This window comes from Streptomyces violaceoruber (assembly GCF_033406955.1).
Classification (GTDB): domain Bacteria; phylum Actinomycetota; class Actinomycetes; order Streptomycetales; family Streptomycetaceae; genus Streptomyces; species Streptomyces violaceoruber.
In genome coordinates this window covers 7,578,572-7,590,831 of the sequence record NZ_CP137734.1, presented here as the reverse complement: position 1 = coordinate 7,590,831, position 12,260 = coordinate 7,578,572, and the positions used below count along the sequence as shown (strand labels likewise).

Below are 12,260 nucleotides of genomic sequence, written 5' to 3'. Positions count from 1 at the left end.
TAATGCGAGACGAAGGAGAATGTGTCATGACTCACCGATCGCGCCCCCGCGTTGACCGGCGGGCCCGACTGGGAACAGCGGCAAGCCACCGTGAAGTCGGTACCGTTCAGCAGACGGCAGAAGGAAGCTCGCAAGCCGCTGCTGGCGCTGATGGAGGAGCTACGCGAAGCCGTCGAGAGAGGTGACTGGGCCTCCGCCCGCGCGGCCCGGTCGGCGGCCTGGGGCGAGGTAAACCGCCTCGCGGACCTCCTCACGACGGAGGAACGCAAGCATCTGTGGCGGTACAAGCGACGCATCGTCGCCGGTGAGGTCCGCGACCATGCTCGACGCGCCGGTCGCGGCTGAGACCGGCGCACTGTAACGAGGTCAGCTCAAGGCGAGCAGGTGTCGTAGTGTCAGCTCTTGGGCGTCACGCGCGGACCTGTTGAACGCCCGGCGCGCAATGGCCCTGCTCTCGTTACGGCACAGCGCAGCCAGCACGTCCCAGGTGGCCAAGCAGTCACCAAGGGCACTGTGCGAGGCGGTGTTCCCAGGGGAGTACAGGAGCGCCAGGTCGACCAGCTTGCTGCTTCCCCCACGGCGCTGAACGCTCTGGTGGATCCGCATGGGGTCCACGACCTTCAACGGCCGTCCTACTCGGTCTTCCAGAGTGGGCAGGCCGTGACGTCGGCACTCCGCGGCGAGGAATGGCAGGTCGAAGGTTCGATTGAACACGACCAGAGTGGCACCGTCGACGATGTGCTTGGCAACCGCTCCAGTCACCTCGTCGATGGCCTCCCGGGGATTGCGGCCGTGGTGGAGGGCTGTCACGTCGTCTATGGCGTGGATCCGATAGGAGTCCTTCACCGGTACGCCGGGATTGATGAGAACGCTGTCCCAGGCCAGCGCCCGCCGGTCCGCCAGCAGCCAGGCCGCCTCCACGATCCGGTCTTGGTGTTCGTTCAGGCCGGTCGTTTCCAGGTCGAGGACGATGATCCGTTCTCCAGGAAACCATCCGGTCGGGTAACGCGTGTCTGCGGCAGCCTCGTGAAGGATGTCGTCCACCACACGCCGGTCGGCGGCGCGACTCAACTGGCACAGGACGTGCGCGACCCCCGCTGGTGTGGTGTTGGCGGGCAGGCGGTAGAACTCCTGCTGATTGTCGACGGGGTTGCCGGGCGATGACAGGAACAGCGCCGAAGCGGCACCAGGTCCCTTCAACAGTCCAATGGTAAGGCCGTACCGGGTGGACATGTCCCCGGCTTCCAACCCGATCAGAATCCGCTCTCCAGGTGACGTCGCCTCGTCTGGGCTCAGGAACTCCGCCCAGACGAGAGCATCGCGAGTCATCTCCCGCAGTCGCAGGTCCTCGTACTCGCCGCCTTCCGGGTAGGGCTTCGTACACATCCCGCTCCACCCGTCAGGGAGGGCTTCCACCAGAGCTTGGAGAAACGGTTCGGGGGACCACGGGTCGAAGTACATGCGCCTACCCTGAGTAGCCGACCATACGGACGGGAAACTGGATGACGGAGAAGATCGTAGAAGGCACCTCACGCCGCTGCGGACGCGGCCAGGCAAAACTCGTCATCTGCACGACCGTACCGTCGCACACATCCGGCATAACCTAGACATATCACCCTACGAAATCGCCAAGTCTCAGGGGTTTTGAGATCCGCAACCAGACCCATCCGCTGTGGCCGCGTTTCCACACAACACCTGGTACACCGCCACATAGCCAGCTTCATGAGGACCGTGTTTCGCAGACACACCAAGGCGAAGACGGGTGCAGGTGAACAGACGTCAGTCCAACGATCCTCAACGGCACCAAGCCGAACGGGTGATGCCTGCAGCCGGACGTCCGGCTGCAGGCATCACCCGTTGACGAATTCGTCTCAGGCCGCCTCGACCACCGCCTCGAACTCCAGGGGCAGATCGAGCTCGGTCTGCATCGTGAAGACGGCGTCCATCAGAGATCTCAGGCGCTCGGGAGCGTCAGGCATCACATGCGCGTAGGTCTGATGGGTGATTCGCGGGTCCCGATGCCCCAGCCACTCAGCCATGTCCGTCACCGGTACTCCCTTCGAGAGGCCGGCGGAGGCGAAGAAGTGGCGGAGCCAGTGCGTGGTGATCCTCCTCTTGATGCCCGCTGCCCTCTTGGCGTTGCGCCACAGCCGGTCCACCAGGGAGTACATGAGGATGTTGGTACGCCCGATGTTGGAGAAGAGGTAGTCCCCCTCCAGGCGGTTCGGCCCCTCCTCCACACGAAAGGTGCCGTACATCCGGACGTGCTCCTGCACTTTCGCGGCAATGGTGGGCGGCACTGGAACCGCTCGACCCTCATCCAGATCACGCCACTTGAGGTGCCGGACACAGTGAGCGCGCCCTCTCCCCTTCGTGATGGCCTTCTGGACTGCGGTCTTGGGCTCCTCGTTCTCGCCGTCCTGCGTGACCTGACGGTCGACGTACAACGTTCCGCTTTCGAGGTCGAACTGCTGCAGCGTCACAGCGCACGCCTCACCGATGCGCAGGCCACACCCCGCCATGAGCCACACGAGCAACTTGTAGGGGCCGGGTAGGTGCCGTTCGATCGCCTCGATCTCCGCCAGGGTCGGCAGGCGGATCGTCTTCTTGACCCTCCGCTTCACCCGCTGACGACCGGTGCGGACGTGCTGGCACGGATTCTTGGTTATGTACTCATTCGCGACGGCGAAGCTGAAGACGCCGGCAAGCGTCTCGTAGCGATTGATCGCCGTGCTCTCTTCATAACCACGTTCTTCCACCATCCACTTCAGCCATGCATTGAGATGCTTCGGTTTGACTGCACCGACGGCAGTGGACCCGAAGTAGGGCTCCACGTGGAGACGAAGGCTCGTCTCGTACTGGTACCGCGTTCCGTTCACCCGACTCCCAGAGTCGATGAATTCGCGGTACACGGCTACGAGGGGAACCAGTAGGCCGGTGGGAGCTATGTAGGTACCGAGGTCTTTTTCCCGCTCGACCTTGGCCGCGAAGGAGTCGGCGTCCCCCTTCTTCTCGAACGACCTCTCCCGCTGCCGTCCACCTCGGCCGCCGGGCTCCCGATATCGCACGGTCCAAGGATGACCGCAGCGAGTCGTGGTGCAGGGGTAGTTACGACTCTTTTCGTCTTCCTTGCATTTCTGGAATACTCGAGCCAAATTATCGCACCGTCTGCTCGGCCGACGAAAACATCAGTCCTCTTGAGCTACCCATATTTCCTTTCCAGGTAGGCGACCACGTCGCGTTCGCGAAACCTCAGAAGGCGTCCGACCTTCTGCGGCCGCAGCCCCCAAACTCGATACTTGTTCTTAATGGTCAACTCGCTGACTTTCAACCAGTCAGCGACTTCAGCCGGCGTCAGAAGTCGGTAGCTTCCACCCTGCGCCAAGATCACACCTACCATCTCATTAGCAGCCATCAACCGAATAACCGTTCCCCTCATACCCATTGCGCCGCTATCGAGTAAACAGCAGGTGCCGCTCTTTTCCTCCTCGCGACTTACGGCACTGTCCCCGCCTCTCTATAGATTCGACGCCAAGCGCAGCCGAGGGCCAACACCTCCATGGTCGTCACGATCACCGGTTTGGCTAACCGGCGATCGTGGTCTATGTTGCGCCGACGTACCACTGGAGGGGCCCTTCATCAGGCAACCCAGTGGCCCGCTTATCGGCTCCGTGCTTCCGAGGTGTTGTAGGTTGACATAGCCCTAGAAGAAGGGCCAGCCTTTCGGAGCTTTCCTCGTCTGCCATGAGCGAATGCCAGCGCGGGACATCTTGATGGCCCGCATAGGCTGCCCGAATTGCAGGGAGGGGCCGAGGCCCCGTGCGGCGACCTTGGCCAACCCGCTGACGACACCGCGGACGAACCCAGCCACGCGCTCACCGCCTACCTCAGGCAGACGTGGCAAAGCCACCGTGGGTCATCGCCGCCGCAGAGCGACAACTGCGTGAATACGCCGACACCCCGCCCGGCCGTCTTCGCATGCGTCTCGGCGAGTTCTACGCCGTACCCGACATGGGGCTGCCCGAGTCGGATATGCAGCAGTGGCTGTACCACCTCATCGGCTACCTCAAGCGGAGTATCAGGGCCGCTCACGAGAACAATTCGCACTTCTTACTGTTATCACCGACAGTCGACCTCTTGGTCGCGATCGAGGACCGGGCAGCAAGGAGGCCGCGCCGCAGTTCAGGCAGCCCCGTCAGAGGATGTGCCACCGGAACGCCCGATCGCCTTTCCGTAGTGCTTCCACCCGCCTTTGCACCTCAGCAAGGCTCGCTGGAGCATGGTGAATCTTTCGGGCGTTGGTCGTGATCATGCGTAGTTCACGCAGTCCAGCGAGTACCGGGTAGCCCGGCCAAGCGGTGACGTCCCAGCCATAGGCGTCGGCAAAGCGGCGGTAATGGTGCTGGCCAAAGCCGAAGCGGCGGCAGTGCACCTCGATCGTGACCAGGTCCCATTCGGGCTGGCCGTAGGCGACCGTATCCCAGTCGCACAGGACCACCCCGCCGTCCGGGGCGTGGAGGGCGTTCCGGTGCTGGGGGTCGCCTTGGATCAGCCCTCGGGCCAGGGGGAAACGAATGTCTCGGAGCTCGGCTGCGAGGCGATCCGTCTGCGCTTCCATGAATCGGATGGCGTCAGGCGGCAGGCATGTTATGGCGGACAGTGAGCGTCGAATGGCCCCGATGTTGTCGTGCTCGGGGAAGCAAAGCGGTGGCAGGGGCAAGTTGTGGAGCTCACGGAGGGGCTGCGCCAGTTGCTGGGCCTCTACGGGCTGCTCGGGCTGGGGCAGGTAGGTCCAGAAGGTGACCGCGTGGCCGTCGACGAGGACGGGCTGGTCGACGGGGTGGAGCGGAACGGTGGGGAAGCCGGCGGCCATGAGCCGCCTGACGAACTCGACCTTGCGGGTCACGTCTTCGACCCGGGAGCCCTTGCGGGCGATCTTCGCGACGACTTGATCCTTCTCCAGCAGGACAACCGCGTTGGTGTGGCCGCGGAGGAGGCGGGAACCGCGGCTGTCGAGGCCAGCGGCAGCGCACGCCCGTTCCAGGATCCGGTGCATCTCGGCCTCGTCGTACCCGCCGGGGGCCGGCGCCATCTCTCTCATGCGTTCCAGGCTCGCGGACACATGGCCGAGTGTCACATCTGGCCGGGAGGAAGTGCGAGAATTTCGCGCAGTTCCCGCGCCACACGGCTGCCTCGAACTCGCGGCGGCAGGACTTCCACGACCTCCCGCGCCCGCTCCTCGACGATAGGGGTCCGATGCGCCGGATCTGTCCGCAGGAACGTGGCGGCCGCCAGTTGGCATGCTTCCTCGGTGCTGTGTTCGTGGGCGAGGCAGAGGGCTGCCTCGAAGTGAAGGAGGGCCGGGTCGATGCCGGTCTTTTCCGGGTACAGAGCGAGCGCGCTCTCCTGGACGCGTCGGGCTTCGACGGTCCGCCGGAGTGCGGTGAGGGTGCCGCTCATATAGAGGAGAAAGCGCCGCTCAGGGAAAGCGAAGGCATCGTTGCCCGTGTCCGCTCTGGCATGGCTTCGCTCGAAGATCTCGGTGGCCTGCCGAAGGGCGGCTTCCGCTCCCTCCGCGTGGCCAAGCTTCGCCAAGGCCCGTGCCTCGGCGGCCGAAGCGAAGGCGGCGGTGGGCGTGGGCCGGTTGCGGCAGAGGATCCGTGCCTCTCTGGACAGGGCAACCGCGGCCTCGATCGGGCCGTAGTGGTAGGGGAGCATGGCGGCCTGTGCGCGGACGCGGGCGCGCAGCTCGGTGTTGCCGCTGTCGTCGGCCGCGTTGCGGGCGGTGGCGTACCAGGATTGCGCCCGGCGGAGGTGCCCGAGTTTCATCAAGGCGTCGGCGATCAGCGTGGCGATCACCGCTGTGAGTTCGGAGAGCCGGACCTGTACAGCGGCCGGCTGACGGTGGGCGGCCAGGTCCTCGACCTCGGACAGGTGGCCCAGCAGAATCTCGATCATCGACGCGGGCGGCGTGTAGACGTACTGTTCGCGCGCCCACAGCAACTGCTCGTCGAGCAGGTCCAGCTGCGTGGGCGTCACCGTGCCCGCCCCAAGGGTGCGGTCGACCGACCGCCGGGCGGCATCGATCTGCTGCTCGAAGGAGAGGGGAACCGTATCCGCCGCGCGTCGTGGGGCGACCGCGGGGGTGAGTGCCTGCTGGGGTCTCCGTGCCGGCGCCCTCTCCTCAGCCGGAGGCTCGTCCGGCGAGAAAGGCTGGCTGCTTCCGCGCAGTCCCAGGTCCTGAGCCGTGCTCGCGTAGAACTCGCACAACAACTCCACGGTGACCGGGCGGGGCTGCCGGCCCTTTTCCCAGTGCCCCAGTTGATCACCGTCCGCCCGGGGTGCTGCTTCATACCGTGCTCCGAGAGTGTTGAGGCCGTCGGCGGCCTCCTGCAGGGTCATCCCCCGCGCCAGGCGATGCGCGCGGAGCAGCGTCACACCGCAGTGGGCGTGGATCCGATGGGCGGTTTCCTGAACCGGCTCTCCACGGTCGGCGGCGGCCTCGCGTAACCGCTGTGCACAGGACGGACGGTGCGGCTTGCGGTCCAAGGCCCCCTCCTCCAACTCGCCCTGCTCCTACTCCTGGCAGCGTATCGGTGAGGCACTCCCCCATCCGCGGGATCAGTGACTGATTCGACGGCCTGGCGACCGGATCAGTCACCTGCAAGCAAGAAGTGACTGATCGGCGAAGGGTGACTGTTGTTCGTCGATACCGGTGGGGCGAACCTTGCTGCTCCCAGAAGCCCGACGAACCGCTCGCCGACCGGTGGCGTGGAACGCCCGGTCGCCGGGCCTGCGTTCGCGCGTCTCCCGCCGCACCTTGCGGCGAGAAGGCGCGGCGTTCGTCACCCACAGGGAGGTGGATCGATGACGTCCTCGGCGTACCACACGGTCCTGGCTGAGCTGGCCGATGGTCAGGGAATCGAGCGTGCGGCAATCGAGGTCGAGAGCACGCCGGCGTCGGTTCGCGACGCGCGGTTCTTCGTCCGGCAGCAGCTCTTCGGCTGGCGCTTCCCCGAGGCGGGGGACTTCACCGACGGGGTGGTACTGGCTGTCAGCGAGCTGGTCACCAACGCGGTGCTGCACGGCCGGACCCGGCCGACGGACGACAGCGAGCACGTCGGTATCGCGCTGGCCCTCCAGCCGGGCAGAGCGCTGGGTGTTCTGGTCACTGACAACTCCAACGAGGCGCCCGTGGCGGCCGTTCGGCCTGTCCCGCATGCCACTTGTGGCCGCGGTCTGAAGCTCGTCGACGCGGTGGCCGACTACTGGACGGCAGCGCCGCGAGAAAACGCCCAAGGGGTCACCGGTAAGGGCGTGTGGGCCGTCTTCCGTTGCCCGGAGTCCGCTGGGCTCCTCTCCCAATTGGCGTGACAACCCATGTCGTCGAGAAACCTCCGAACCTGCCGACTTCCTGTGAATCCGGGAGTCTTCATGCCGTGCGTACTCGACGAGCCGAGTGGCCGCCTGAAGGGTGCCCCGCTGCTCTCCACACGCCTACGGGCGCTCGCTGGCGTCGCTCCAGTAGGTCGGGGCGAGCATCTCACCGGGCCAGGCCGGCTGGCGGATCGGGCCTCGCGGGCCCATCTGCTGGAAGTACGGGGCGAGGTCCAGAACGGGGGTGCCCTCGACCGCGTCGAGGTCGGTGACGTGAAGGTCTCGGCCGTCGACGTCGAGCAGGTGCGGGAAGCTGATCGCGAGCTGGTTGGGGCGGCGGTGGTTGCGGTGCACGAAGGTACCGGTCGCCGGCCATCGGGCGTCGCCGCGCGGGCTGCGGGCGTGCAACCGCACGTCTTCGGGGCGCGCCCGGTGGAAGCGCCAAACCACGGTGAGGTGCGAAAACTCCTCGATGCCCTGGAGGGTCTCCAGCGGGTACTCGTCGTTGAGCCGGATGATCGAGCGGACGCCGCCCTGGTAGTCGTCCAAGACCTGGGTGTGACCTCCGACGACCGTGGCGATCGAGCTGACCTCGTAGCTGGGCACCGTTCTTCCCTCTCCATCCCTCTGACTACCGGCACGGCCGGACGCCTCGCAGCAGGACGCCGACGTGATCGGGTGTCAGCTTATGGCTCGCAGCGTCTCCCGGGCGCGGCGGTCGAGCTCCGCGATGTGACGGCCGCCGCGGCCGCGCACGGGAGACAGGTCACTCCGCATGCGGACGATGACGTCCCGGGCCCGTCCGGACTGCACTCCGGTCATGGCGTCCAGAGCGCGGCTCCAGGTCGCGCACGCCTCGTCGACGTGGCCCTGCTGCACCTGTACGGCACCGAGGTAGCCGAGGGTCACGCTGTGGGTCCGGGCGTACTGCTGGCGGCGGGTGGCGACGCTGCGCTTGAAGTGGATCTCCGCGTCGAGCGGCTGGCCCAGATCGCGCAGGGCACAGGCCGTCTCGTGGGCAAGGGATGCTTCCTGGAAGAAGCCCACGCGGCCCGGCGCCTCGTTGTTGTCGGCTCGAGCGAGGTCCCGCTCTGCGCGGCTGATGGCCGCGAGGGTTGCGGGGCGGTCACCGTCGGCCGCCAGGGCTCGTGCGTGGACGATCGCGAGCAGGGCTTTCTCCCGGGGGCTCGCCTGGCCGTAGCGGTCGCGGGACATGGAGGCGTCAGCCAGAGCGAGTGCCCTACGCGGATGTCCGAGGTCCACAGCTTGGTGGGCGAGGGCGCGCAGGATGTGGCCGCCGAGCGGTCCGTCGCCGGCTTCGGCCGCGATGCGGGCGGCGAGGGTGAGGTAGCGCTGGGCGGTGCGGTGTTCGGAGGCGTCGAAGGCCATCCAGCCGGTGAGGTAGGTCATCTCCGCCACAGCCGAGTACGTCTCACGGCGGAGCTGTTCCGTGCGGAACCTGCTGCCGAGCAGAGGCACCGCTTCGTCGCGAAGGTGGCCGGCCAGGGCCGAGCGACCGGAGGCTCCGCCGCGCTGCTGGTCGCGCGCGGAGTAGAAAGTCGTCAGGCCCCGGACATCGTCGATGTCGGCCTGGGTCACCGGTCGCGGGCAGACCGCCGGCCGCTTCGCCGCCGCGGCGGGGGCGGCTGCCCACCACGAGGCGGTGGGCAAGGCGAGGCCGGCGGCCGAGTATGCGGCGGTCGCCAGCAGCTTACGTCGGTGCATATCGAGGTCGTCGCTTCCCAGCTCGGCCAGCACGGTCAGAGGGTCGACGCTCCAGTCGGAACCGCTGTCGGTTTGGCCTGTGGCTTTACCTTCCAGCCCGAGGTCGGCCAGGGTGAGGTGGCGGCCGAGTCTACGGGACAGCGTCTCGCGCAGGATATGAGGTGCCTGGCCGCTCGGTTGTGTGCCCTGCACCCACATGGCGATGTGCGAGCGGGAGATCGCCTCCAGCTCACGCACCCCGCTCTCCGCGGCTACCCGGGCGACCGCTGCGGCTACTTGTGGCTGGGACCAGCCAGCTTCACGCAGAAGTGCAACGAGGGCTTCGTTTCGCGCACGGGCCATGGGTTGTCCCTCGGTTCCGAAATGATCTTTGACGTCTTTGACGGCCCCGGGAGTCGCGCAGGCATACCCCTCGGCGGCGATTCACGGTTCGCTCAACGTAGCCACCAGATCACTCACTTTGCACGACAACCGACGCCGCCGCACGGTGAACCTCAGTCAACTTGGCTTGATGCAAACAGGAGTTGTGACATGCGTCTTTCGCTGGCTCCACGGCAGGCGGACGGTCAGCGCGTCGCGCCCAGCAGGAAGGTTCGCGTCACCGACGAGCCGGTCCGGGCGACCGATCAAGCGGTGGCCACGGCGGAGACGGTGGCGCTCGTGCTGGACGAGGAATCACCGCTGCCGGAGACCGCTGCTGACGTGGAAGACCTCGCAAGGCGTCTGCGGGGTCACATCAACCGACTCGGCGTCATGGTGCCGAAGGAGACACCGGTTCTGCGCCACGCCCAGCAACTCGGCTCGGCGGGGGCCCCCGACGGCTATGTGCCCAGCAGGGTGTACCTGGTCCAACTCGCCAAGGCGACCCAGGAGCTCGCCGCAACAGTGGAGACCTGCGGCAGCGGCCGTGCGAAGCAGCAGCAAGGACGGCGTCGGTGGACGCCTCGAATCAACATCCTGCGTGGCGCGGTCTTCGCCCTTGCACTCGCCTGCCTCGTCCTAGCTGCCTCCGTACCGCGGGCATGACCGTGACCGGAGCGGTTCTGATTGCCCTGATCCTCGGTCCTACAGCGTGGCTGGTTCTCCGCGGTGACCGCGCCATCAGTCCCCGCAAGTCGGCGAGGAGACCTCACCTGCGCAGATCGAGTCACCGCCTCGGCAATGCCCCGCCTCACCGACAGTTCACCGGCCGCCCCTGACGGCTCTGAAGCCCACCCCGTTCGCGGGGCTCAACGGAGATCTACACGATGAAACGCCTTCCGCGCATCGAGCAGTACGGCCTGATCGGCGACACGCAGACCAGCGCCCACGTCTGCGATGACGGTTCGATCGACTGGCTGTGCCTGCCCCGCTTCGACTCGCCAGCTGTCTTCGCCGGGCTCCTGGGTACGCAGGAGCACGGCTCCTGGCAGATCGCACCGGCCTCGTCCGCAGGCCGGAGCGGCTCAGAGAAGGTCGCTGAGCGCCAGTACCGCGGTGATTCGCTCGTCCTCGAATCGGTGTGGCGCACCCCGGCGGGTTCGGTCCGTGTCCTGGACTTCATGCCGCCGCGCGACGGCACCCCGCAGGTGGTCCGGATCGTCGAGGGCCTGACCGGCGAGGTGGAGATGGTCTCGGCCATGCGTCCTCGGCCGGGATACGGCAGCGTCAGCCCGTGGATTCACGAGGTCGGTGGGCGCATGGTCGCGGAGGCCGGCGCGGACGCTCTATGGCTCGACACCTGCGTTCCGCAGGTGGAGAAGGACGGCGTGGTCGTCGGCGCCTTCGTCATCGGGGCCGGGCAGAGCGTGGCGTTCGTGCTCAGCTGGGGCCCGTCCCACGCCGCCGCGCCCGACGTTCTTGATCCGGAGACCGTGCTCGCTGAGACGCTCGCCTTCTGGCAGGACTGGACACAGGCGTGCACCTACGACGGGCCCTACCGCGAGGCCGTGGTCCGTTCCTTGATCACGTTGAAGGCGATGACGTACGGGGCGAGCGGCGGGATCGTCGCGGCACCGACCACGTCGCTGCCCGAGGAGATCGGAGGCGACCGGAACTGGGACTACCGCTTCACCTGGCTGCGCGACGCCGCCACGACGCTTGCCGCGCTGTTGGGAACCGGATACCGGCAGGAGGCACAGGCATGGCGGCGATGGCTCCTGCGGGCCGTGGCCGGGGACCCGGAGAACCTGCAGATCATGTACGGGATCACCGGGGAGCGTGACCTGCGGGAGCGGGAGCTTCCCTGGCTTCCCGGGTACGAGGGATCGGCTCCGGTACGGGTCGGGAACGGGGCTGCGGACCAGCTGCAGCTGGACGTGTACGGCGAGGTCATCGACACCCTGTACCTCGCGCACCAGAGCGGAGTCGCCCACTGCGCCGACACCGCGGTCCTGCACCAGCGACTCATCGAGCACCTGGTCCAACGCTGGCGGGAGCCCGACGAGGGCATCTGGGAGATCCGCGGCGCACGCCGACACTTCGTCCATTCCAAGGTGATGGTCTGGGTGGCGGTCGACCGCACCATCCGCCTGACCGAAGCCGGCGCCCTCAACATCGACGTGACCCCGCTGGTCGAGCTGCGAGCGGCGATCCACCGGGAGGTCTGTGACAAGGGCTTCGACCCGGTACGCAACACCTTCACCCAATCCTACGGCTCGCAGGAACTGGACGCCGCCACCCTGCTCATCCCCCGCACCGGCTTCCTGTCGCCCGATGACCCGCGCGTCATCGGCACCGTGGATGCGGTCCGTCGTGAACTCTCCACGGACGACGGGCTCGTGTACCGGTACCCGACCTGCGGTGAGGACGTCGGGGTGGACGGCTTGACCGGCGACGAGGGCGCCTTCTTCCTGTGCAACTTCTGGCTCATCGACGGCCTCGCCCTGACCGGCCGCCTTGACGAGGCGCGCGCCCTGTTCGAACGCCTCCTGGCTCTGCGCAACGACCTCGGGCTCCTGGCGGAGGAGTACGACCCCGTCCAGCAGCGACAGCTCGGCAACTTCCCGCAGGCGTTCAGCCACATGGGCCTGATCCAAAGCGCCCTGCTCCTTCAGCAGATGGCGACGCAGTCCTCCCCCCGCCACGCCGCGCTCGCGCTTCCCGCACCCCGCTCAACCTCCCGCAGCACGCGCCAGTCCACCGCCGACCTGACGCCGCAGCACGCCTAGCCACCCCAC

Annotated in this window: 11 protein-coding genes and 1 pseudogene; 5 read left to right on the top strand and 7 right to left on the bottom strand. The window is 67.0% G+C overall.

Annotated features, from left to right (window positions below):
• Nucleotides 1-90: 90 nt before the first annotated feature.
• On the top strand, nt 91-345 hold the full coding sequence (locus tag R2E43_RS34105; protein ID WP_264335135.1) for a hypothetical protein: 255 nt from the start codon (nt 91-93) through the stop codon (nt 343-345).
• A gap of 21 nt (nt 346-366) precedes the next feature.
• On the opposite strand, the gene R2E43_RS34100 is transcribed toward R2E43_RS34105, so the two are convergent.
• From R2E43_RS34100 to R2E43_RS34090, 3 genes are all read right to left on the bottom strand, one after another.
• Nucleotides 367-1,461 carry a 3'-5' exonuclease gene (locus R2E43_RS34100; RefSeq protein WP_264335134.1) on the bottom strand — a complete coding sequence of 365 codons (1,095 nt, stop codon included), beginning with the start codon at nt 1,459-1,461 and terminating at the stop codon, nt 367-369.
• Between the two features lie 410 nt (nt 1,462-1,871).
• A complete protein-coding gene (locus tag R2E43_RS34095; protein ID WP_114872959.1) occupies nt 1,872-3,068 on the bottom strand; it encodes a tyrosine-type recombinase/integrase in 1,197 nt (398 codons plus the stop codon).
• A 134-nt stretch (nt 3,069-3,202) separates the two neighbouring features.
• Complete coding sequence (locus R2E43_RS34090) at nt 3,203-3,400, bottom strand: helix-turn-helix domain-containing protein (RefSeq protein ID WP_114872960.1); 198 nt, start codon at nt 3,398-3,400, stop codon at nt 3,203-3,205.
• A 387-nt stretch (nt 3,401-3,787) separates the two neighbouring features.
• On the opposite strand from R2E43_RS34090, the pseudogene R2E43_RS34085 reads away from it, so the two are divergent.
• Nucleotides 3,788-4,080 (top strand): annotated as a pseudogene (locus R2E43_RS34085) (hypothetical protein); the annotation flags it as partial.
• Between the two features lie 115 nt (nt 4,081-4,195).
• Here the strand turns inward: R2E43_RS34085 and R2E43_RS34080 are convergent.
• Nucleotides 4,196-5,101, bottom strand: a complete 906-nt coding sequence (locus tag R2E43_RS34080) for a phosphotransferase (RefSeq protein WP_264335133.1) — start codon at nt 5,099-5,101, stop codon at nt 4,196-4,198.
• 32 nt (nt 5,102-5,133) lie between these two features.
• Nucleotides 5,134-6,549 (bottom strand): XRE family transcriptional regulator, encoded by a 1,416-nt coding sequence (locus R2E43_RS34075; RefSeq protein ID WP_264335132.1) that lies wholly within the window; start codon nt 6,547-6,549, stop codon nt 5,134-5,136.
• Between the two features lie 318 nt (nt 6,550-6,867).
• Here R2E43_RS34075 and R2E43_RS34070 point away from each other — a divergent pair, with 318 nt between their 5' ends.
• Nucleotides 6,868-7,374, top strand: coding sequence for an ATP-binding protein (locus R2E43_RS34070; RefSeq protein WP_332056913.1), 507 nt, complete (start codon nt 6,868-6,870; stop codon nt 7,372-7,374).
• A gap of 123 nt (nt 7,375-7,497) precedes the next feature.
• Here R2E43_RS34070 and R2E43_RS34065 read toward each other — a convergent pair whose 3' ends face one another.
• Entirely contained in the window at nt 7,498-7,983 is a 486-nt protein-coding gene (locus R2E43_RS34065) for an SAM-dependent methyltransferase (protein WP_264335130.1), read from the bottom strand.
• 75 nt (nt 7,984-8,058) lie between these two features.
• Complete coding sequence (locus R2E43_RS34060; RefSeq protein ID WP_264335129.1) at nt 8,059-9,444, bottom strand: tetratricopeptide repeat protein; 1,386 nt, start codon at nt 9,442-9,444, stop codon at nt 8,059-8,061.
• Nucleotides 9,445-9,633: 189 nt separating this feature from the next.
• Between R2E43_RS34060 and R2E43_RS34055 the strand changes: the two genes are divergently transcribed.
• Together R2E43_RS34055 and R2E43_RS34050 are read left to right on the top strand one after the other, a co-directional pair.
• The gene (locus R2E43_RS34055; RefSeq protein ID WP_264335128.1) at nt 9,634-10,128 is read left to right on the top strand and encodes a DUF6415 family natural product biosynthesis protein; all 495 of its coding nucleotides are present in this window, start codon (nt 9,634-9,636) and stop codon (nt 10,126-10,128) included.
• Nucleotides 10,129-10,349: 221 nt separating this feature from the next.
• Nucleotides 10,350-12,251, top strand: a complete 1,902-nt coding sequence (locus tag R2E43_RS34050) for a glycoside hydrolase family 15 protein (RefSeq protein WP_264335127.1) — start codon at nt 10,350-10,352, stop codon at nt 12,249-12,251.
• The last annotated feature ends 9 nt before the right edge of the window (nt 12,252-12,260 follow it).